At 70.8% G+C, this 21,390-nt stretch carries 21 protein-coding genes; 8 read left to right on the forward strand and 13 right to left on the reverse strand.

What is annotated here, in order from left to right; genetic code table 11:
- The first annotated feature begins 30 nt into the window (after positions 1-30).
- From ACZ6JE_RS07855 to ACZ6JE_RS07870, 4 genes are all read left to right on the forward strand, one after another.
- A complete protein-coding gene (locus ACZ6JE_RS07855) occupies positions 31-606 on the forward strand; it encodes an RNA polymerase sigma factor (RefSeq protein WP_192060807.1) in 576 nt (191 codons plus the stop codon).
- Positions 607-619: 13 nt separating this feature from the next.
- Positions 620-1,036: a hypothetical protein gene (locus ACZ6JE_RS07860; RefSeq protein WP_192060808.1), complete on the forward strand. Its 417-nt coding sequence runs from the start codon at positions 620-622 to the stop codon at positions 1,034-1,036.
- A 122-nt stretch (positions 1,037-1,158) separates the two neighbouring features.
- The gene (locus ACZ6JE_RS07865) at positions 1,159-1,494 is read left to right on the forward strand and encodes a PadR family transcriptional regulator (protein WP_320478350.1); all 336 of its coding nucleotides are present in this window, start codon (positions 1,159-1,161) and stop codon (positions 1,492-1,494) included.
- The gene (locus ACZ6JE_RS07870; protein WP_464318631.1) at positions 1,487-2,035 is read left to right on the forward strand and encodes an HAAS signaling domain-containing protein; all 549 of its coding nucleotides are present in this window, start codon (positions 1,487-1,489) and stop codon (positions 2,033-2,035) included. The genes ACZ6JE_RS07865 and ACZ6JE_RS07870 overlap by 8 nt, the downstream gene beginning before the upstream one ends.
- A gap of 139 nt (positions 2,036-2,174) precedes the next feature.
- On the opposite strand, the gene ACZ6JE_RS07875 is transcribed toward ACZ6JE_RS07870, so the two are convergent.
- The 5 genes from ACZ6JE_RS07875 to nhaA form a co-directional block, all read right to left on the reverse strand.
- Positions 2,175-2,993: a lysostaphin resistance A-like protein gene (locus ACZ6JE_RS07875; protein ID WP_464318632.1), complete on the reverse strand. Its 819-nt coding sequence runs from the start codon at positions 2,991-2,993 to the stop codon at positions 2,175-2,177.
- Positions 2,994-3,055: 62 nt separating this feature from the next.
- Complete coding sequence (locus ACZ6JE_RS07880; RefSeq protein WP_464318633.1) at positions 3,056-3,751, reverse strand: DUF4232 domain-containing protein; 696 nt, start codon at positions 3,749-3,751, stop codon at positions 3,056-3,058.
- 98 nt (positions 3,752-3,849) lie between these two features.
- Positions 3,850-5,097 (reverse strand): DUF2254 domain-containing protein, encoded by a 1,248-nt coding sequence (locus ACZ6JE_RS07885; RefSeq protein ID WP_464318634.1) that lies wholly within the window; start codon positions 5,095-5,097, stop codon positions 3,850-3,852.
- A 146-nt stretch (positions 5,098-5,243) separates the two neighbouring features.
- A complete protein-coding gene (locus ACZ6JE_RS07890) occupies positions 5,244-7,109 on the reverse strand; it encodes a BCCT family transporter (protein WP_243215289.1) in 1,866 nt (621 codons plus the stop codon).
- Positions 7,110-7,173: 64 nt separating this feature from the next.
- The gene (gene nhaA / locus ACZ6JE_RS07895; RefSeq protein ID WP_464318635.1) at positions 7,174-8,472 is read right to left on the reverse strand and encodes a Na+/H+ antiporter NhaA; all 1,299 of its coding nucleotides are present in this window, start codon (positions 8,470-8,472) and stop codon (positions 7,174-7,176) included.
- A 206-nt stretch (positions 8,473-8,678) separates the two neighbouring features.
- Here nhaA and ACZ6JE_RS07900 point away from each other — a divergent pair, with 206 nt between their 5' ends.
- Positions 8,679-8,948 (forward strand): hypothetical protein, encoded by a 270-nt coding sequence (locus tag ACZ6JE_RS07900; protein WP_192060815.1) that lies wholly within the window; start codon positions 8,679-8,681, stop codon positions 8,946-8,948.
- Between the two features lie 81 nt (positions 8,949-9,029).
- Here the strand turns inward: ACZ6JE_RS07900 and ACZ6JE_RS07905 are convergent, their stop codons facing one another.
- The 4 genes from ACZ6JE_RS07905 to ACZ6JE_RS07920 all read right to left on the reverse strand — a co-directional run bounded on the left by ACZ6JE_RS07905 (position 9,030) and on the right by ACZ6JE_RS07920 (position 14,074).
- The gene (locus ACZ6JE_RS07905) at positions 9,030-9,242 is read right to left on the reverse strand and encodes a hypothetical protein (protein WP_192060816.1); all 213 of its coding nucleotides are present in this window, start codon (positions 9,240-9,242) and stop codon (positions 9,030-9,032) included.
- Positions 9,239-9,562 (reverse strand): DUF7882 family protein, encoded by a 324-nt coding sequence (locus ACZ6JE_RS07910; RefSeq protein WP_192060817.1) that lies wholly within the window; start codon positions 9,560-9,562, stop codon positions 9,239-9,241. The genes ACZ6JE_RS07905 and ACZ6JE_RS07910 overlap by 4 nt, the downstream gene beginning before the upstream one ends.
- A gap of 223 nt (positions 9,563-9,785) precedes the next feature.
- Positions 9,786-12,890, reverse strand: coding sequence for an AAA family ATPase (locus tag ACZ6JE_RS07915; protein ID WP_464318636.1), 3,105 nt, complete (start codon positions 12,888-12,890; stop codon positions 9,786-9,788).
- Positions 12,887-14,074: a metallophosphoesterase family protein gene (locus tag ACZ6JE_RS07920; RefSeq protein WP_192060819.1), complete on the reverse strand. Its 1,188-nt coding sequence runs from the start codon at positions 14,072-14,074 to the stop codon at positions 12,887-12,889. Before ACZ6JE_RS07920 ends, ACZ6JE_RS07915 begins: the two co-directional genes overlap by 4 nt.
- A gap of 84 nt (positions 14,075-14,158) precedes the next feature.
- Here ACZ6JE_RS07920 and ACZ6JE_RS07925 point away from each other — a divergent pair, with 84 nt between their 5' ends.
- Both ACZ6JE_RS07925 and ACZ6JE_RS07930 read left to right on the forward strand, forming a co-directional pair.
- Positions 14,159-15,322, forward strand: a complete 1,164-nt coding sequence (locus tag ACZ6JE_RS07925) for a M20/M25/M40 family metallo-hydrolase (RefSeq protein ID WP_464318637.1) — start codon at positions 14,159-14,161, stop codon at positions 15,320-15,322.
- Positions 15,323-15,475: 153 nt separating this feature from the next.
- On the forward strand, positions 15,476-16,201 hold the full coding sequence (locus ACZ6JE_RS07930) for a hypothetical protein (RefSeq protein WP_192060820.1): 726 nt from the start codon (positions 15,476-15,478) through the stop codon (positions 16,199-16,201).
- Positions 16,202-16,221: 20 nt separating this feature from the next.
- Here the strand turns inward: ACZ6JE_RS07930 and ACZ6JE_RS07935 are convergent, their stop codons facing one another.
- The 3 genes from ACZ6JE_RS07935 to ACZ6JE_RS07945 all read right to left on the reverse strand — a co-directional run bounded on the left by ACZ6JE_RS07935 (position 16,222) and on the right by ACZ6JE_RS07945 (position 19,690).
- Positions 16,222-17,229 (reverse strand): acetamidase/formamidase family protein, encoded by a 1,008-nt coding sequence (locus ACZ6JE_RS07935; RefSeq protein ID WP_320479570.1) that lies wholly within the window; start codon positions 17,227-17,229, stop codon positions 16,222-16,224.
- Positions 17,226-18,689 carry an APC family permease gene (locus ACZ6JE_RS07940; protein WP_464318638.1) on the reverse strand — a complete coding sequence of 488 codons (1,464 nt, stop codon included), beginning with the start codon at positions 18,687-18,689 and terminating at the stop codon, positions 17,226-17,228. Before ACZ6JE_RS07940 ends, ACZ6JE_RS07935 begins: the two co-directional genes overlap by 4 nt.
- 95 nt (positions 18,690-18,784) lie before the next feature.
- Positions 18,785-19,690: a proline iminopeptidase-family hydrolase gene (locus ACZ6JE_RS07945; RefSeq protein WP_464318639.1), complete on the reverse strand. Its 906-nt coding sequence runs from the start codon at positions 19,688-19,690 to the stop codon at positions 18,785-18,787.
- A 94-nt stretch (positions 19,691-19,784) separates the two neighbouring features.
- On the opposite strand from ACZ6JE_RS07945, the gene ACZ6JE_RS07950 reads away from it, so the two are divergent.
- Positions 19,785-20,588: a FadR/GntR family transcriptional regulator gene (locus ACZ6JE_RS07950; protein WP_192060824.1), complete on the forward strand. Its 804-nt coding sequence runs from the start codon at positions 19,785-19,787 to the stop codon at positions 20,586-20,588.
- A 331-nt stretch (positions 20,589-20,919) separates the two neighbouring features.
- On the opposite strand, the gene ACZ6JE_RS07955 is transcribed toward ACZ6JE_RS07950, so the two are convergent.
- Positions 20,920-21,354: a hypothetical protein gene (locus ACZ6JE_RS07955; RefSeq protein ID WP_464318640.1), complete on the reverse strand. Its 435-nt coding sequence runs from the start codon at positions 21,352-21,354 to the stop codon at positions 20,920-20,922.
- Positions 21,355-21,390: the final 36 nt, after the last annotated feature.

Genomic DNA, 21,390 nt, shown 5'->3' on the forward strand with positions numbered 1-21,390 from the left:
CACTACTGAGAGCGGAAGTGAGGACGACCGATGAGACGACGATCGACACCGGGCGAGACCGAGAACGATCTGGTGGCTCGTGCGCGCGGCGGGGACATCGATGCGTTCGAGGCGCTGACCCGTCTGCACGTCAGGAGCGTGCTCCGATACGCAGCCTCGGTGGTGACCGATCGCGGCAGTGTCGAGGACGTCGCCCAGGAGGTCCTGCTCGTGGCGTGGCGCCGTCGAGCGGATCTCGACCCGGAACGTTCTCTGCTGCCGTGGCTGCTCGTGACGACGCGCCACATCGCAGTCGCGACCAACCGTCGGGCCGTCCGACAGGAGGCCGGCGATCTCGACACGGTGGACCACCTCCACCAATGGGAACGCGGTCGAGACCGACGCGCGGCAGCGGAGGAGCTCGCATATCTGCAGGAGGCCCTCGACGGTCTCCCACCGGACGACCGCGAGCTCGTCCGTCTCTGCTTCATCGAAGGACTCTCCTACGACGAAGCCTCGGCCGCGCTCGGCCTGACGCCACCGGCGACACGCAAACGCATCCAGCGCATCCGCGGCCGGCTGCGCTCCTTCCGCACAGCCACCACCGGCACGCAGTACGAGAACTGAGAGCAGGGCGAACATGACGAACACGAACTGGTCCGACACCGACCTCGATGCCGCCGCAGGTCGGATCGAGCACGCCCTCTCACGGAAGCTACGAGGTCGGAGGCGACTCCACCGCGGGGCGATGGCCGCGGGCGTCGCGGTGCTCGGAGTGACGGGAGTCGCGGCCGCATCGGCGCTGCTCCCTCCGCAGACCAAAGGCGAAGTCGACGGGGCCGCACCGTACATCTCGGCCGTGTCGTCGTGCCTCGACACCGCAGGTTGGAACGTGTGGCTGGCCCCGTCCGACGGTCTCGACCCCACAGCGGACAGCATCCACTTCTCCGTGAACGGCTACCAGCAGCTCCGCTTCGCAGACGACATCGACCGATGCCGCGCCGACGTCGCTCGGGCGAACAGCGTCGACGTGATGGACGTCATCGGACTCCGATAGCCCCGCGGAGCCCTGGTCCGACCGCACCGGCGGCCGATGGCTCAGTGGCACGCATCGGTCGGCTGGGGTGAGCCGGCATCACCGCCTTGATGTACCTTGCACCGCAAGGTACCTTGTGACGCATGCCAGTGGACATCGGTGCGCAACTGCGGAAGGGCGTCGTCGAGTACTGCATCCTCGGGCTCCTGGATCGCGAGCCGATGTACGGCTGGCAGCTCTCCGAGCAGCTCGTCCAAGCGGGCCTGGCCGCCAGCATAGGCACGCTGTACCCCCTCCTCGGCCGCCTCCGGACGCAGGGCCTCGTCACGGCGTTCGATCAGCCGTCGGCGACGGGACCAGTCCGGAAGTACTACCGCCTCACTCCGCTGGGGCGCAGTCAGCTGACTGCGTTCCGCCTCCAGTGGGGCTCCTTCACCGCCTCGGTGCATCGACTCATCGGAGAGGACACTCATGACTGACACCAGGCCCGAGATCACCACGGCCTACCTGGCGCAGCTCGACACCGAACTCGCTCAGCTCCCCCCGCAACTGCACCACGACATCCTCGCGGGGATCAGGGAGGAGCTCGAGGGTCTCGACACCGTGGCCGCCGCCGCTCGCATCCATCAGCTCGGCGACCCTGCGTTCATCGCCGCCGAGGCCCGCAGCGAGGTCCAGGTCGACGCCCCGGGCGTCGCTGCGGATCCGCCGGTTCCCGGCCGGACCTTCTCGATCGTCGCAGTCGTCGTCCTCATCGCCGGCTCGCTGCTCGTGCCCGTCGTGGGCGCTCTGGCGGGGCTCGTCTTCGTCAGCCGGTCCAGAGCCTGGACCCGCCGAGAGAAGACCGCAGCCTGGCTCGCACCCGTGGGCGTCGCCCTCCTCGCGCTGGCGGCCGTGGCGCTGATGGCCTCGGCCGACCTCGGCGGCGCCCACGTCGTCGTCCTGGTCGGCTACCTCGTCTTCCCCCTCGAGGGCATCGCGCTGGCCGTTCGAGCCCGGTCGCGAGGCTGGCGCCCCTGACCCTGCGGGCGGTACCTGACCACGCGGCGATCGGCTCCCGAAGGACTCCGCCCTGCGGATCGATCACGAGGAGGACGGAAACCGATTCCAGGGCGCGATCGCGTGATGCCCCGGAGGACCAGTCGATCGAGGTGGAGAGCTAGGCGACCTGCTGCTCGTGACGTGCCGCGCGGCGCTCCGTCACGAGGAAGACGACGAGCAGCACGACGCCGACGAGGACGACGACGATGTTGCCGAGCTGAGCCAAGGACCCGAGGCCGCCCTGCAGGGGGTACGTGGCCTGCATGAAGATGCTCGGGTCCGTGCTCGCGTGAAGCAGGATCGGAGCGATGATCGTTCCGGTCACCCGCAAGGCGAGGTACATGCAGAGGCCGAAGAAGAACGTGTAGAGCATCTGCAGCATCGTGGGGATCAGCGCTTGACCGGTGAAGAGGTTGGTCGCATGCAACAGCGAGAACAACGCCGCCGAGACGAGCCCGACGGCGACCTCCGAACGGCCGGCCGAACGCATGATGCGGACCACGTATCCACGAGTCAGCAATTCTTCGGAGAAGCCGATGACCAGTCCTGCCAGGAGCCAGGCGGCGACCCAGTCGAAGCCTGCGGCTTCGTAGTCGATGCTCGCGAAGCGCAGCACGTTGAAGAGCAGCACGACGGCGACGGCGATCCACATCCAGCCTCGACCTGGAGCTCCCCGGCGTGCGAAGAGACCTCTCAGCCAGCCCAGGCTGGCACCGAAGCCGATCAGGATGAGACTGCCGATCAGGACCGGGACGACGATGAGCACGAGGACGTAGCTGGCGGAGCCGGCGTCGCCGATGAACGGCACGAACGGTGCCATCAGGAGCGATGCGGGTTCGTAGATGGCGAGGTAGCCGACGGCGAGGATCAGCGCCTTCCACCACCGACCCTGTTCCCAGAACCGCGTCCACCCTGATCGTGCAGCCGTGTCTCTCATGATGATCCCCTCGTTCGGGGTTCAGTCAACCATCAGCTTCGAGGCAGACTCAAGTCTGGCGCTCACGGGCCGGGTTGGATCGCCCCCACCGAGAGCTGCTGGACGCTGGGGGACGTGCAGGCGGTGAAGAGATCTCCGCCGGCTCCGATGTACAGAGACGCCGTCGACCCGGGCGGGTAGACCCGGAAGCCCTCGCTCTGCTGCGGCTGGCACTCGGCGGCATCGTAGTTCGCGGCCTGCACCATGGTCAGGATCGCTTGGGCGTACCCACCGGGAGCGATCTGCACGGTCGGGTGCTCCGACGCCCGATCCAGAGTCGCCGAGGCCCCGAGCTGGGTGCCGTCACCGCCTCCTACGAACGACACTCCCGGCCAGCCCTGCAACTCGCAGGTGCGGTCGCCGGTGTTCGTGAGGATCAGAGCGACGCCGTAGCTGCCCGCAGCTCCGCCACCTCCGTCGTCGATCGCGCCCTGCAGCTCGTCGACGGTGCACCGGTCCGCGGCGGCCCCGATCGTCCCGTCGCCGAGATCGCCCCCGCCCCCGGACTCACCGTCCGGGCCGGCTGTCGACGTCGCCGGTGGCGCGGGAGCTGCGGAAGGCGTCGGCGTGGACGTCGGCGTCGGCGTCGGCGTCACCGTCGCGGTCACGGTCTCCGTGCCGGGAGACGGTTCCGAGGCGTCGGGCGTGCAGCCGGCCAGCATGACGACCAGCGCTGCAGCGGACACGGTCACGGTGAGGGGCTTGGAACGAAAACGCATGCACTCCACACTGGCACGCCGCGGGGGGAACATGCTCAGGGGCGGCTGTCACGATGCGTCCGACGGTCTTCAGTCGGCTGCCCACCCCGGGTCGCCGCTCAGACCCGGTCGAGCCTGGTTCTGATGCCGCCGAGATGCACGGCCCGGGGCCCTGACGCGACGTCGCCGAGGCGGGCCAGGAGGCGACGGGCCGCGTCGAGGACGATGGGGTGCTCGACCCCGTAGGTGAGGACACCGTCGAAGACCGTGTCGACGAGCTGTTCCGGCGCCGGCCAGTGCGGCAGGACACGGGCGACGTCATCCTCGTCGAGGTAGGCGGTGATGGCCCGCCGCCCGGCCCACAGAGGCACGAGGGCCGTCGCCGACAGGTCGAGTGCGCTGACAGCCGTGTACGGATCGTTGGTCCCGCTCGCGAGACCGCGGACGGCGATCTCGACGAGTTGCTGGAGCGCGAAGCCGACGTCCTGGAACGGCGTCCGTGCCGCACCGAGGGTCACCATCCTGCGGAGCCGGTCGACGTCGGCCTCCGGCACAGGACGGCCATGCGCTCCGTCACGCGGGGCCATGCGGAGCAGACAGTCGCCCTCGATGACATGGTCTCCCGGCATGGCCGTCATCTCGACGACCTGATCGTGGTCGTGGGCCCACGACACGAGCCGCTCCCATCCGACGGATTGGACGTACCCGTCGCTCTGCGACTCGACGATGGACCACGCCACGCCACCGTCGGGCTGTGGCTGCACGCTCACCCCGTCGCCGTCACCGTCACGGTCGCTGTCACCGTCGAACCGATACGCATGGCTCACGGCGGTCTCGAGGTCCTCCTGCACCTGCTTCTGCAGCGAGGTGATCTGCACGCTCGACGCGATGTGGTGGATGAAGAACACGAGCACGGCGACATCGACGACCCCGAGGGCGACGGCGACGTGTATGGCGACGACGGGGACGAAGGCCGTGCCGTCGTCGATGGCCGTGTGGACGGATCGGAGGACGACGATCGAGTAGAGGAAGGTGGAGGTGAAAGCCGCCAGGACGAACTGGTTGGCCCGGTCGGCCATGAAGTTGCGGACCAGGCGCGGACCGTACGTCGAGGACGTCGTCGCCAGGACCGAGATGGTGATGGAGAACGACGTCCCCGCCACGGTGAGCATCGCCGTCCCGACCGTCGTCAGGATGGCACGGCCCCCGCTGGCGCTGAGAGCGTCGAGGATCGGGATCGAGGCGCCCCGATCGACGATCTCCTGGTCGACGACGACGAGCAGCTGTGCGACGACGATCGCGAAGACCCCGAGGACGGCGGGGAAGAACCAGAACGACTCACGGAGCCGGAGTGTGACGGTGCGCATGAGCGACTGCTTCCTGTCAGGTCTCCGAGGCTGGAGAAGACACCCCGAAGCGTAGTCAGCAGAGCGCATCGACGCCGCCCGGGCCGGGAACGACCGACGGGCGCCGTCTCCGAAGAGACGACGCCCGTCGGGACGACACGGACGGGTCAGCGCCCTGTCGAGTCGTCCTGGTCCGTCGTGCCGGGTGCGCCCTCGTCGAGGCGGCCGTCGATGGCCGGGTCGGGCGACACGACGTCGACCCGCAACAGCGGTTCGGCGACGACCGCGGAGGCCGACGCGTCAGCGCCCGCGACGGAGCCTCCACGGGTGCCTCGGACACGGCGCTTGACCGCCTCCCAGGGTCGGGCCAGGCCCTTGCTGCTCGCTTGCGCGGGCGCGTCGACCTCGAGGCCGTAGTAGGCGCCCACGTGCTCGAGGAGGACGTCGCGTTCGGCCTTGTCGTACGCGCGGCGTTCGCGGTTGAAGGCGATGATCGTCGACCAGCACGTCAGCAGCAGCACGATGCTGAACGGCAACGCCGTCGTGATCGCCGCGGTCTTCAGGGCGTCGAGCCCACCCGTCAGGAGGAGCGCGACAGCCAGCAGGGCGGCGACCAGAGCGAAGAACACGCGCAGCCAGTTCTTCGGCTCGATGTCGCCGCCGGACGCGATCATCGCCATGACGAGCGAGCCGGAGTCCGACGACGTGACGAAGAACACCCCGATGAGCAGGATCGCACCGAAGGTCAGGACCGTCCCGGCGGGCAGGCCGCCGAGCAGGGCGAACAGCGACCCCTCGACGTCGACCGAGCCGTCGGCGCCGACGAGGCCGCCGGCGCCGTCGGTCTGCTGGTGGATCGCGGCGCCGCCGAGGACGGCGAACCAGAGGAACGTCAGCGCCGTCGGGACGAGCAGCACGCCGAACACGAACTGGCGGACCGTGCGGCCCTTGGAGATGCGGGCGATGAAGATGCCGACGAACGGCGCCCACGACATCCACCAACCCCAGTAGAAGGTGGTCCAGGCGCCCTGCCACTCCTCGCCGGCGGCACCCTGCTGGGCGGTCACGTTGAACGACAGACCGACGACGTTCTGCAGGTAGGCGCCGATCGACTGCACGAAGTCGCGCAGCAGGAACTGGGTCGGACCGACGATCAGGACGAACAGCAGAAGGGCTGCGGCGAGGATCAGGTTGAAGTTCGAGAGGATCTTCATGCCCTTGGTGACGCCGGTGACGAGCGACACGATGGTGACCGCGGTGATGACGGCGATGATCGAGATCTGGCTCACGATGCTGCTCTCGGCGATGCCGGCAGCCTCCAGGCCGGCGCCGATCTGGATGACGCCGAGGCCGAGCGAGGTCGCGACACCGAACAGGGTGCCGACGAGGGCGATGACGTCGATCAGGTTGCCCCAGCCGCCGCGGACGCGGTTGCCGAGGAGGGGCTCGAGTGCCCACCGGATGGAGACCGGCCGGCCCCTGCGGTGGATCGCGTAGGCGAGGGCGAGGCCGAGGACGACGTAGATGGCCCAGGCGTGCAGCCCCCAGTGCAGGAACGTCTGGGTCAGGGCCTGCTGTGCGAGCTGGTCCTCGGTGCCCGTGACACCGGGGCGGGGAGAGGCGAAGTGGCTGAGGGGCTCGGAGACGCCGTAGAAGACGAGGCCGATACCCATCCCCGCGGCGAAGAGGAGCGCGAACCACGACCCGGTGGAGAACTCGGGTTCGTCTTTGTCCTTGCCGAGCTTGATGCCGCCGAACCGGCTGAAGCCGATGAACAGGCTGAAGCCGACGAAGAACGCCGCGATCAGGACGTAGTACCAGCTGAAGTTCTTGACGATGCCGCTCTGCAGACCGAGGAACAGCGCCTCGGCCGATGCGGGCGCGATCAGAGTGAAGGCGACGAAGCCGAGCACGACGACGGCCGCAGGCCAGAAGACCCAGCGGCGCAGCTGCGGAGTCGTCGAGACGGTCTCCGTGAGGGACGCGGGATGGTCGGCGGTGGGCCCCGAAGAGGGAGGTGTTGTCGTAGCCATGTGTCCATGGTGCCGGTTCAGCGAGGCCGAGGCCGAATACGGAGGTGATCCCGGCCCCGGGAGGTCAGGCGTCCTGGTGCTTGTAGCGCCGGTTGCGCGGCCTCAGAACGGCCGTCGCAAGGCCCGCGGCGACGACCGACGCGATGAGGATGGCGACTTTGGCGTCGTCGTCGTGAGCGCTGCCCAGCCCGTAGCTCAGCTCCGCGACGAGCAGGGATACGGTGAAGCCGATACCCCCGAGGAGGGCGACACCGGTGAGGTCGATCCAGGTGATCGTCCGGTCGAGTTCGGCCCGGGTGATGCGGGTCGTGATCCACGTCGTGGCGAGGATGCCGATGGGTTTGCCGAGGACGAGAGCGGCGATGATGCCGATCGTGACCGGACTGGACAGCGCCGTCCTCAGTCCGTCGAGGCCGCCGAAGGCGACGCCGGCGGAGAAGAACGCGAAGACGGGGACGGCGAAGCCGGTGGAGATGGGCCGGAAGCGGTGCTCGAAGACCTCGGAGAGCCCGGGGCCGGTGCCCGGTCCGCCGCTGGCCTGGCTGCGGATGACGGGGACGGCGAAGCCGAGGAGGACCCCGGCGACGGTGGCGTGGACGCCTGAGGCGTGGATGAGACCCCACACCGAGACGGCCACCGGCAGCAGGGTGAACCAGTTCGCTGCGGGATGCAGGCCGAAGAACCGGCGGAACCTCTGCGTCAGGAACACGTACGCGGCGAGCGGGACGATCGCGAGCACCAGGGGGAGGACCTCGATGGCGCTGGTGTAGACGAAGGCGATGATCCCGATGGCGATGAGGTCGTCCACGACCGCGAGGGTCAGGAGGAAGATCCGCAGCGCAGCAGGAAGTCTCGAGCCGACGATCGCGAGGACCGCGACGGCGAAGGCGATGTCGGTCGCCGTGGGGATCGCCCACCCGCGCACCGCCTCCGGGTCGGCGGCGTTGATGGCGGTGAAGATCAGGGCGGGGACGATGACTCCGCCGAACGCGGCGGCCACCGGCACGATGGCCTTGCTGATCCTCCGGAGCTCCCCGGCGACGAACTCCCGCTTGAGCTCCAGGCCGACGAGGAAGAAGAAGATCGCCAGCAGCCCGTCGGCGGCCCACTCCCCCACGCTCAGGTGCAGACCCAGAGCCGCGGGGCCGAACTCGAAGTCGCGAAGCGCGAAGTACGCGCCGGACAGCGGCGAATTCGCCCACACGACGGCGACGACCGCCGCGATGACCAGGACGATGCCGCCCACGGTCTCCTTGCGGAGGATCTCCCCGAGGCGGGTGGACTCCAAGGAGGTGTCCTCGGCGAACAGTCCAGGGGCAGCTGCAGCGGGTGGGCGGGGAGGGGGCAGGTCGTCGTGTGGCATCGCCCCTTGTCTTATCAGACATCGGCAGACCGACACCCCATCAGGCAGGGATCCCCGGGAGGCGGTCGTCACGACCGTGGACGATTCCACCACCATCTGGCGCCAAGCAACGGAGCGGACACTGTCAGTGGCTGTCCAGATGACTCACGTTCACCCGGACCCCGGTGGATCGAGGAACCTCGAACCAGGCAGTCATTGAGGGCGCCATGAGAATCACCAGATTGCGCATCGACGGCCAGTTCTTCCACCTCGACGAAGATCAGGACACCGCGACCCTGAAGCGGGAGATCATCGCCGCCGCCTCCGCAGGGCCCCGGTTCATCGATTTCACCGCGATCGGCCACGGCGAGGTATCCGTCCTCATGACACCCCAGATGGGTGCTCGGTTCGAGGTCCTCGAGCGCAGCCAGGAGGAGATCGATGAGTGGAACCACAACCCACCCGTCGTGGACTACGACCCGCTGGTCCACGACTGAGGCGCGAGCGCAGCCCCCTGCACCGAGGGATGCCCCGGTCGCAGCGGAGCGGACACCTCGGAGTCCAGGTCGACGGTGGCGCTACTCGGCGTCGTCGATCTCAGCCAGGGCCACAGGGGTCCCCGAGGTGATGAGCAGGTCCGTCGCGAGGACGGACCCCGAACCGTAGTTGACCGTCAGCCAGAGCGTCTCCCCGTCGCGGAGCGCGGACATGATCTGCGCTTGGACCGCGTCGAGGGTGGTGTCCGGGATCGTGTAGGCGAAGCCGCCGTAGTGGACGTCGACGCGCTTCATGGTGCACCCGTCTCGGTGCCGTTGGCGGTGTCCTCGTCGATGATGTGCAAGCCCGTGTGGGTGTTCGCGGTCAGCTCCAGGGCACGGATCCAGCGCGGGTTGATCTGGGGCACACGACTTCCGTAGAACTTGAACACCAGAGGGATCGTGGGGTGCAGCCAGATCGAGGTGCGCCCGTCGCCGATCTGCTGGTCGTCCTTCCAGGAGAAGTAGAACGGTTCCCCGCGGCGGAGCTTGACGCCGATGACGACCTGCAGGTGAGCCAAGGTCCGGTCATCGAAGTCGACCGTCAGCGACTGGTCGTAGATGAGCTTTCCCACGGCACCTTCTTCGTTCGGCGAACACGTCAGCCCGTCATCCGGGTGCTGGCTTTCGAATCCCCTGCGTCCCAGACGGGAGAGTCATCAATACGTTAGCGCCCCATCCGCGTCATCCGAGGCGGGCGCTCTGGCGCTCCGCCACTCGCCCGCTCGCAGAGCACGGAAGCGTCCGCCGACACCGGATCTCACGGCACACGACGGAGCGACCGCGGCGGGCGGGCCGTCAGCCCCCGACGGTCGAGCGGAGGGTCGACGACCCGTCGGGCAGGCGGCGCACCTCGATGCGGTCGGCGATCCGCTGCTTGAGCTCGTCGACGTGGCTGACGATGCCGACGACCCGACCCGCGGCTGAGAGCCTGCCCAGCTCGGTCATCACCGCGTCGAGCGTGGTGGGGTCCAGCGATCCGAAGCCCTCGTCGACGAAGAGGGTGCCCAGCTGCAGCCCACCGGCCTCGGCCTGCACGACGTCCGCGAGTCCGAGAGCGAGGCTGAGCGACGCGTAGAACGTCTCGCCGCCCGAGAAGCTGCCGGGGTCGCGGGTCGTGTCCGTCGCGTGGTCGCGGATCGCCAGCGACAGCCCGGTCTTGCGCGACCTCGACGTCGCCTCGCGCTCGTCGGACGACTCGAGCTGATACCGACCGCTCGACATGACCGACAGCCGCACGTTGGCCGCCGCGACGACATCGTCGAACCGCCGCAGCAGCACGTACGTGCCGAGCGTCACGCCCTTCACGTTGACCGCCGAGGAGGCGCTGGCCAGGTCGGCCATCCGCACGATCGCCCGGGCACGCTCCGCCGCGTCGTCCCCGACGGCCGCGGCCTGCCGCAGGGCGACGAGGGCTGCCGACGACCGCTCGGCCCGGTCGCGCGCCCGGGCGGTCTCGGCGGCGATCGACGTCGCCGCGGCCTCGGTCTCCGCCGCACGCTCGGTCGCCAGGGCGACCCGTTGCTCGACCGCGGCCTCGACCCCGACACGTGCATCGTCGCCCAGGCCCTCGCCCGATGCGTCGTCGAGCCCCGCGATCTCCGGCTCGCCGAGCCCGGCGGCGACGACGGCGAGCTCGCGGTCGTGCGCCGCGATCACGGCATCGAGCCGGCCGACCTCGGCACGATCCAGCACGGCTGCGGCCACGGCCTCGACGTCGGCGAAGCCCGCGTCGGCGAGCGACGCGTCGAGGTCGGTGCGTCGCCTCGCGACCTCGTCGACCGCGATCGCCTGGGCGTCGAGAGCCTCGACGAGGCGCGCCACGGCGCCGTGCCGGCGCCCGATGACCGCGACGAGCTCCGCCACGCTGTCGGCCCGCCCCCCGAGGTGCCGTCCGACGGCGGCGGTGTCGTCGTCGAGTCGTCGACGGTCGGCCACCGTCTGCGCGACGGCCGTGGCGGTGTCGACCCGCGCCTCCTCGAGCTCGGTGCGTCGGCGCTCGGTCTCGGCGTCGTGGGCGTCGAGCGCGAGCGCGGCCGCGTCGCGATCGCCCGCCACGCGGCGCGCGGCCTCGACCCGGGCCAGCGCCGCGTCGAGCTCCGCCTCGACCTCGGCACGGGTGACGCCGCCCAGTTCGGTCGCCCGCTCGTCTCGCCGGGCGACGGCGACCGAACGACGTGCGGCGGCGGCAGCGAGGGCCGACTCGCAGCGCACGCGCTCGTCGGTCGCCCGGTCGACGGCGTCGTCGTCGGGGTGGTCGGCGGTGGTCACGGCCGGAGCCGGGTGGTGCTCGGATCCGCAGACCGGGCAGGGCTCGCCGACGAGGAGGTCGCCCGCGAGCTCGCCCGCCATCCCGGCGATCTTGCGGCGGCGCAGGTCGTTCTCGACCCCGGCGGCGTCGAGAGCCACCCGGGCCGCCTCGTGCAGATCGGCGGTCGCGCGGTCGAGCTCGTCCTCGAAGCGGTCGAGCCCGTCGATGAGGTCACGTCGCCTGCGCCCCTCCGCCACCGCGGCCTCGGCGGGCCCCACGGCGACGACGGCCTCGGTCAACGCACCTAGCGCCGCCTCGAGCTCTCGGCGGACCGCGGGCAGCTCGGCCTGGGCACGCTCGAGCTCGTCGACGCGCGCCACCTCGGCCGCGACCTGCGCCTCGAGCACGTCGAGAGCGGCCCGGCGGTCGACGAGGGTCGCTTCGAGCCGGGCGCTCTCGGCGGACGACCCGGCCTCCGCCGTCAGGGCGTCGCGTCGAGCCGCCGCCGAGTCGCGGTCTGTCGTCTCGGTCAGATCGGCGTCGAGGTCGCCGGACTCGCGCGCCATACCGACCTGCTCGACGGCGGACGAGAGCCGCTCGTCGGCCCGGCGGAGCCCCTCGACGGCGACCGTCACCGAGGAGGCGCGGCGCGCGTCGTCGACCCGGCCCCGTGCCTCCTGCACATCGGCTTCGACCTCGCGGGCCGCCGCCTCGCGACGGAGCAGCGCCGCGCGTCGCTCGAGCGCCCGCTGGAGACGCCGTTGCTCGTCGAGGTGAGACCGGGCCGCGTCGCGATCGCCGACCGCCGCGGCCCGCCGACCCTCGAGCTCGACGGCGGTAGCGGCCAGCCCGGCGACCAGACCGCCCAACCCGTCGCGCCCCTCCGGCCCGCCTGAGCCGTCCGGCCCATCTGAGCCCTGCTGCCCGCCCGGCACCCCGAAGTCCGCCGCGGCTGCGGCGAAGGCCTCGTCGTCGACCCCCGTCGCCTCGCGCAGTCGCCCGAGCGCGAGCTCGACCTCGCGCTCGGCGGCGGCTATCGAGGCGCGCGCGGCGACCCGGCGCTCGACGAGCTGTGCCGTCGTCTTCTCGTAGATCTCGGTGCCGAACAGCGACTGCAGCACCTCTTTGCGCTTCTCGCCGGTCGAGCGCAGAAAAGCCGCGAACTCGCCCTGCGGCAGCACGACGGTCTGCACGAACTGCTGCCGGGTGAGCCCCAGGATGCGCGCGATCTCGGCCCCGGTCTCTTGCGCGCTGGTCGACACGACGGTGCCCTCGACCGCATCGGGCGAGGTCAGCAGCACGAGGGTCACGGTCTGGTTCTGCGGGGTCGTACCCGTGCCACGGGCTTTCGGTCGACGGTAGGCCGGGGTCCGTCTGACCCGGTGGATGCCCGCCGCGGTCTCGAAGACGACCTCGACGAACGGCTCGACCGTGGGGGCGGCGTGATGGCTGCGCAACCGGTCGGGGCTGGAGGTCGAACCGGCCAGACCGCCGTAGAGGGCGAAGACGAGCGCGTCGATGATCGTCGACTTGCCCGACCCGGTCGGCCCCTCGAGCAGGAACACGCCCGAGGCCCCGAGCGCCGCGAAGTCGATGCTGTGCTCGCCCGCGTACGGCCCGATGGCGCGCAGCGTGAGTCGATGGAGGATCACTCGCCGCCCTCCGTCGCCCTGGCCGCCTCGTACGCGGATCGGACGATCTCGAGCTCCAGTTCGTCGGCCCGGGCGCCCGAGGCGAAGGCGACGAAGTCGGCGGCGACCTCGACCGGGTCGGTCTCGACCGTCACCGCTCTCAGGGCGGGCGCGTCGACGGCGCCCACCGGCACGTGGTGGATCGCGAGGGCGTTGGGGAACCTCTCGCGGACGCGCGCGTAGAGACGGTCGGGGTGCACCGGATCGGTGGCCGTGATGCGCGACCAGGCCTCGCTGTGCTGGTCGTACCGCCCGTCGAGCAGACGATCGATCGTGTCGGCGAACTCGACGAGGGGCCGCGGCACGGGGGTGGGCACGGTCTCGATCGTGGCACCGCCGTCGGCCGCCAGGGTGACGAGCGTCGACGACTTGACGTGCCCCCGCTCACCGAACGAGAACGCCAGCGGCGACCCCGAGTAGCGGACGACCGGTCGGGCGTCGACCGCCCCGACGCGCTGAGCCCCGTGCAGGTGCCCGAGCGCGACGTAGTCGACGCCGTCGAAGACCCCCGCGGGCACGGAGTCGACCCCGCCGACACGGATGTCTCTCTCGCTCTCGCTCGCCGCGCCTCCTGAGACGAAGGCGTGGGCGATCACGACCGACCGCGTGCCTGGCCGCCCGGCGAGATCGGCGCGCACCCGTCGCATGGCGGCGGCGACGACCGCCTCGTGCGACCGGGCGAGCGGGCCGTCGTCGCCAGCACCGGCACCAGCGCCGGCACCGTCGGCGAGCGCGTGGCGCACGGTGTCGGGGTCGAGGTACGGCACCCCGTAGAACGCGACCGGCCCGTCGGCGTCGTCGACGACCACCGGTGTCGCCAGCTCGTCGACCCGGGCGCGCAGGTGCAGCCCGGGTCGCATCAGCTCGGCCGCGAAGCCCAGCCTGACCGCCGAGTCGTGATTGCCGGGCGTCAGCACGACGGTCGCCAGCTCGCTGAGCCGCTGCAGGGCCGAGCCGAGGAGGCGCACGCTGGGTACCGCGGGCACCGCCCGGTCGTACACGTCGCCCGCCACGACGACGACCCGGACGCCGCGATCGCGGACGAGCTCGACGAGGTGGTCGACGAACGCGGACTGGTGCTCGTGCAGATCGACGCCGTGCAGCGTGCGACCGAGATGCCAGTCGCTCGTGTGCAGGATCAGCACGGGTCTCCTTCTCAGCGGTGCCGGTGGGTCGTCGTCACTGTAGCGTCGAGGTCCGACACTGCAGCGCCGGAGGAGAACCGCACCGTGAACGACGACACCATCGACCCGTCCGCCCTCCGATCCGAGGTCGAGGCGCGTCACGATCGGATGATCGCGGACCTCGTGGCGTACGCCTCCCTCGAGACGCCGTCCGACGACGTCGACCTGCTCGCGGTCGGCCTCGCCTGGATCGAGTCCTGGTTGACGGCGACCGCCGGCCCGGCCGCCGCCCGACGGGTGCGCGTCGTCGAGGGCTACGGCGACTCGGTCACGCTCGAGTACCCCTCGCCCACGGGCTCCGCCGAGTGGGTCAGCGCGCTCTGCCACTACGACACGGTGTGGTCGGAGGGCACTCTCGCCGACTGGCCGGTGACGATCGACGGCGACGTCATGACCGGGCCCGGCGTCTTCGACATGAAGTCCGGGCTGATCCAGCTCGGTCACGCCATCGCGGTCTCCGATCGGCTCGGTCTGCCGCGGCCGGGCGTCCGCATCGTGCTGAACGGCGACGAGGAGGTCGGCAGCATCGCCTCGCGGCCGGTCATCGAGGCCGAGGTCGGCCGAGGAGGCGCGGTGCTGGTCTTCGAGTCCGCCGCCGAAGGAGCGGTCAAGACGGCCCGCAAGGGAGTCGGCATCTTCGAGGTCGAGACGTTCGGCGTCGAGGTGCACGCGGGGCTGCACCCGCGGTCGGGCGCGAGCGCGATCGACGAGATGGCGCGGATCATCCTCCAGCTGCACTCCGCGGCCGACATCGACGCCGGCACCTCGCTCAACGTGGGCATCGTGCAGGGCGGCACCCGCACCAACGTGAAGGCCGGCCACGCCCGGGCCTCGGTCGACGTGCGCGTCACGTCGGCGTCCGAGGTGACCCGCATCGAGCAGGTGCTGGCCGACCTCGCCCCCCACGACCCGAACGCCCGGGTGCAGGTCACCGGCGGCTGGAACCGCCCTCCGATGGAGCGCACCCCGGTCACGGCGGCCCTGTACGAGCGGGCCGCCCGGGTGTCCGCGACGCTCGGGTTCGAGCTGCGCGAGGTCTCGGTCGGCGGGGCGAGCGACGGCAACTTCGCCGCGGCCCTCGGCTGCGCCGTGCTCGACGGGGTGGGCGGCGTCGGCGGCGGGGCGCACGCCCGCCACGAGTGGATCAGCCTGGCCGGCATGGTCGAGCGCACCGAGTTCGTCTCCGCCCTCTTCGCCGACCTCGCCTGACCCGACCCGACGTCACGCGAGGGCGCACAGCGGCGTGATGCGATCGTGACTCGGCGCAGGCGAACTCATCCCCGCGACTGACGAGCCAGCTGCGCGTTCGTCAATACGGTGGTGCGAGCCCGATCTCACGGGCCCCTGGGGAACGGATCCGTCATGACACGCGCACGCACTCTGCACACCCTCGGAGCCTCGGCGCTCGTCGTGCTGTCTCTGGCCGGATGCGCCGGCGGCCCGTCCGGGGGCACGACGCCGAGCCCGACCCCGAGCATGAGCACCAGCGCCGGCGCGACTCCCGACGACGGCGAGACGGCGACGCCCACCGCTCCGCCTGAGTCGAGCCCGACGCCGACCGGCGCGGCGACCCCGACCCCGACGACCTCCGAGACGCCGGCCGCGTCTCCCGTGAACATCCCCACCGACTGCACGCAGATCGTCGACTCGGCGACCTACGCGGCGACGATGGGCGAGACCCCGCTGAACCCCGAGGGCTACCTCCGGCGCGACGGCACCCCGTTAGGAGCCCGGACGCCGACCGTGCCGCCTGCCGACGCGACCCTCGTGCAGATCGTCGACTCGGCCGCCGCGCTCGACTGCCTGTGGCGCGACCCGCGAGCCGACATCACCGGTCTCGGCGTGACCATGGGGCGCCTCGATCAGGCGACCAGCGCCTCCCTGCTGTCTCTGGCGGCAGCCGACGGTGCGACCTGCAGCGACGCCCAGGGCGGCCGGCTGTGCCAGAAGTCGGAGACGGCGGAGCAGTACCAGACCGACATCACGGACACGTACTTCGTGCGCGGCGACCTGTTCGTGCACGTCTTCCAGTCGAACTTCCCGACGAACGATCTGCTCGGCTCGATCCTGGCGCACACCGCGAGTTGAGCACCGAGCCGCAGCGGGCGCTACAGCACGCTCTTCGGCACCCGGTGCAGCGTCACGGCGCCGACCGCGTCGAACGGGTGCAGCGGGTCCGGGGCGCCCGACCCCGTCGGCCCGCCGAGCCGTGAGTGCCCGACGGCGCTGAGCACCGCGTAGGCGTCGCCGCGGGTCCAGCCGTGGTCGTCGACCAGGAACGAGAACGCGTCCTCGTACCCGCGCCGGATGCTCTCCTGCACCGGCTCGCCCAGTCCGACGAAGATCCAGTCGTCGGCCGTCTCGATCCGAGGGGCCCGCAGCGAGAGCCCCTTCACGACGTCGATCGACACGACCGCCGTGCCCTCCGCCTCGATGGCGACGAACGACGATTCGCCCTCGGCCATGATCGCGTGCACGTCGCCGATCGAGAGGTACGCGCCCTCGACCATGACGGGCAGGTACACGGTCGAGCCGACGCGGTTCTCGGTGACGTCCATGTTGCCGCCCTGCGCGTACGCCGGCATGATCGTCGAGTTCTCGCCGGTCGCCGGGGCGGTGCCCATGCAGCCGATCATCGGCCGGGGTGCGAACACGTGCCGGTCGGTCACGTGCACCCCCTCGTCGTCGATGGGCACGCGGCGCGTGAACATCTCGTCGCCCATCACGTGCTGCAGTGCGCCCGACCCGGGCAGTGCGACGGACCAGCCGTGCGCCACGAGCCGGATCTCGTGCACGGTCACGGCGAGCGCGTCGCCGGGCATCGCACCTTCGACGTAGACGGGGCCGGTGACGGGGTTGATCGGCACCGACAGCTTCGCGAGGTCGCGGTGCTCGTGCAGCTCGGCGTAGACGGCGTCGCTGGTCTCGAAGCCGATGCGCTCGCCCGTGCCGGGGGTGATCCGCAGGGCGGGCTCGACGTCGGCGGTGAAGCCGGGGCGCCCGTGCTCCTTGCCCAGGAAGTGGTCGACGCCGTCGACACGCGCCGCCGAGGAGGCGCGGGTCGGGTCGCCCGCGCCCCCGCCGGCCCCCGAGGCGGTCGCCTCCACCCCGCTCATGCGTCGTGCCGTTCGGAGTCGGCGGCGGGTGCGGCCGTGGCCGGCGTCGCACCGTGGTCGGCACCGGACGGGATGACCGGCGCCGCGCCTCCTCGGCTCCGGTAGTAGAGGAACACGCCTGCGCCGAGCACGAGCCAGACGAGTCCGCCGATCTTGGCCTCGGGGGCGGCGTTCACGAGCACGTAGCCGATGATGAGGAACCCGATGACGGGCACGACGAGGTGCAGCAGCCAGTTGCGCGACTTCCTCTTGACGACGTAGTGCACGACGACCGAGACGTGCAGCAGCATGAAGCCGAACAGGGCGCCGAAGTTCACCAGTGACGCGATGAGGTCGATCTGGCCGACGAAGAACAGCACGAGCACGGCCGACAGCGCCGAGACGAGCAGGATGGCGGCCTGCGGCACCTGGCGGCTGTTGATGGTGGACAGGAACGCGGGCAGCTGACGGTCGCGGCTCATCGAGAAGAGCAGACGCGAGGTGGCGGCCTGCGCGGCCATCGCGTTGGCGATGCCGATCGCGAGCACGTTGACGACCAGGAACGCCGTCGACCAGCCGCTGCTCGACGCCGCCTCGACCAGCGAGAAGAACGCGTTGCCGACCTCGTCCTTCCCGAAGGAGTCGCGACCGGCGGCGAGGGCGCTGGCGAGCCAGGTCTGCACGACGAAGAGCGTGGCGACGATCACCAGGGCGATGATCATGGCCTTGCCCGCTCCGCCGCGCTTGCCGGTGCTCTCCTCCGACAGCGTCGAGATGCCGTCGAAGCCCAGGAAGCTCAGCACCGCGATCGACAGCGCCGACGCGATGAGCGGCGCGGTGACCTTGCTGGAGTCCCAGATCGGGTCGGCGGTGAACTCGGCGCCGGGGATCGTGCCGTCGTTCAGCGCGATGACCGCGATGATGACGAAGATCACGACGAAGACGACCTCGATGGCCAGGAACACCCGGTTCATCAGCTTGATCGAGCTGATGCCGAGCAGGTTGATCGCGGTGTTGATCGCGACGAAGATCAGCGCCCACATCCACCGGGCGCTCCCGGGGAAGATCCCGATCATCGACTCGGCGGCGAACACGTACAGCAGCGTCGGCACGAGCAGGTAGTCGAGCAGGATCGCCCAGCCGGCGAAGAACCCGGCGATGGGGTGGATGCCGCGACCGACGTACGAGAACACCGAACCGGCGAGCGGGATCGACTTCGCCATCTGCGCGTAGGCGAGCGCCGTGAAGATCATCGCGACGAGGCCGATCAGGTAGACCAGCGGCACCATGCCCGACGAGGCGTTGTAGACGGTGCCGAAGATGGCCCAGGGCGCGATCGGCACCATGAAGATCAGGCCGTAGATGAGCAGGTCGACGGTCGTGACCGACCGCTTCAGCTCCTGCTTGTAGCCGTACTGCTCGAGTTGCTGCTGGTTGCTCAGCTCGCCGCCGGGGGTGCCGGTCGTCGTTCCAGTGGACATGGTGTGCTCTCTCGCTCGGGTGGGATGCGGGGGTGGAGCCGGGGAGGTGCGGGTCGGCTCGGTCAGGAGGCGCGGGTCGGGAGGCGCGGCGCGGGTCAGGCCGCGTCGTGCGCCGCGAGGAACTCGGCGACGACGGCTCGGAACTCCTCGGGCTGCTCGAGGTGCGAGCAGTGGCTCGCGCCGGCGAAGACGTGCGAGCGCACGTCGGCGATGCCGTCGACGAACGGCTGCCAGGTGGCCGGGGTCGCCTCGTCGTGCTCGCCGGCGACCACGAGGGTGGGGGCGGTGACGCGGGGTAGCCGGTCGACGATGCTCCAGTCGCGCATCGTGCCGATGACGTGGAACTCGTTGGGCCCGTTCATCGTGTGATAGACGGTGGGCTCGGCCTCCATCTGCGCCTCGCTGTCGACGAAGTCCTGAGGCATGGGGACGACGCGGCAGACGTGCCGCTCGTAGAACACCTGCGTCGCGGCGAGGTACTCCGGGTCCGTGGTGGTGCCCGCATCCTCGTGACGCTCCAGCGCCTCCTGCACGTCGACCGGCAGCAGCGCCCGCAGCTCGTCCGCGCCCTCGACCCAGAGCTGCATCGAGGCGGGCGAGTTGCAGATCGCGAGACCCGCGAGACCCGCGGGCTGGCGCACGGCGATCTCGGCGCCGAGCATGCCTCCCCACGACTGGCCGAGCACGTGGAACCGCTCGAACCCGAGGTGCGCGACGACCGCGTCGAACTCGGCGACGAACAGGGCGGGGCTCCAGGTCTCGACGGGGGCGTCGGGGCGGTGGCTGCTGCGGCCGCAGCCGAACTGGTCGTAGTGCACGACGGTGCGACCGGTCTCGTCGGCGAGCGCCGCGAGGTTGCGGAGGTAGTCGTGGGCCATGCCCGGGCCGCCGTGCAGCACGATCAGGGGCAGCGCGCCCGGCGTCGGGCGGTCGGGGGTCGTGACCTGGTACCAGGTGACGCCGTCGCGGAACGGGAGGGTGGAGGAGGTGCTCGTCGACATGCGGGACAGTGTGCGTCACGTAAAGGTCTCGCGCCTAGACCTTTGCCGATGACTTAACGTGGGTGTAACAAACGCCGCTCGGGAGGGTCGACGCATGACGCCACGCGAGGCCGCCGACGCCGGGGCGCCCGGGGCGTCCGGGGCGTCCGACAGCGCCCCCTCCGCCCCCGCCGGCGCCCTCGCCGCGCCCGTCGAGTCGTCGAGCCGCGTCGACGACGTGACCGACCGGCTGGTGACCGCCATCGCGACCGGCGAGTACCTGCCCGGCCAGCGCCTCCCTCCCGAGCGCGACCTCGCCGCATCGCTGCGCGCCGGGCGCATGACCGTCCGGGCCGCGCTCGCCCGACTCGTCGAGCAGGGCATGATCGAGACCCAGCGCGGGCGCGGTGGCGGGTCGTTCGTCCGCGAGCAGCACACGACGTCGTCCGACGCCATCGCGCAGCGGACCCTCGGGGCGCGCTGGGCGGACCTCAGCGACACGAGCGAGGCGATCGGGCGACTGCACGGGACGATCGCCGAGGCCGCCGCCGAGAACCACACGCCCGCCGACGCCGCCGAGCTGCGCGAGCGCCTCGAGGGCTACCGCGAAGCCGAGTCGGGCCGGGCGTCGCAGCGGGCCGACGCCCTGCTGCACGTGGCGATCGCCGAGGCGGCGCACAACACGACGCTGCGCGAGGTCCTCTTCGCCCTGGAGGCGCGGGTCAGCATCGCGGCGCCGGCCCACCTCTGGGGCGGCCCCGACGGCATGCGCGAGATGGAGCTGCGGGCGCTCGGCGATCACGAGGCGCTGGTCGACGCGATCTGCGGCGGTCGGGCGACGGAGGCGGCGGGCATCGCGCGCGAGCACGTCAAGATCGACCTCGAGCTGCTCGAGCGGGTGCTGCACCGCCGCGACTGACGCCCGCCTCTCGCGGGCTCGCAGCGTCGAGTGAGGGTGTGCGGCGCCGCCGAGCGGGTGGGTAAGGCCCTTCTCGGCGGCGACCGCCACGGACGGCGAGTGCCCGTCGATCCGAGCTCACGACCTCGCGGGGGTTCGAGGGTCGTGCAGATCGTCGGGCGGGCGTCACGCAGGGGGAGGACATCCGGTTCGGGCCGGATATCCGCGTGGCTACACCGCCGTCGGTTCAGAAGATAGCAGTCGATACTCGTGGGTATCGAGCCCCCCATAAGGGGGACGCCACGCGCGACGTCTCCGTCCGTGACCGAACCCTTCGCAGCCGACACCGGCGTCAGCCAGAGCGCCACGGATGCGCGATCTGCCAACCGTCGTCGACATGACGGAAATGCGACTCGTAGCAGTCGCCGTCGGCACCCTCGACGACCGCGGCATCGGGAACACCGAACTGATAGACGGTCGAGGGGCGACCGAGCTCCTCGACCTCGTATCCGCGATCAGCGAGGCACGACACGTACGCCTCGTAGCCAGCCGTGTACTCGCGCTCGGTGACGACGCCGTCGGTCACGGCATCCTGCTGCTGCCGCGACATCGCCGACCATTCCACGGTCGTCAGATCGACGTCCGCTGGCGGACCCGAGCTGCATCCCACCAGCAGGAGGGCGAGCACCGATGCCGCGAGCCCCGGCAATGGGAAGCGCCTCGTGACGCGACCGGGTTCTTCTTCTCGAACAGGGTCGCCCATGCCCTGAACACCGTGATCTCCCATGAATCATTCCCTTCGTCGTGAGATAAGACGATATGA

Source organism: Frigoribacterium sp. AC759, from assembly GCF_979256015.1.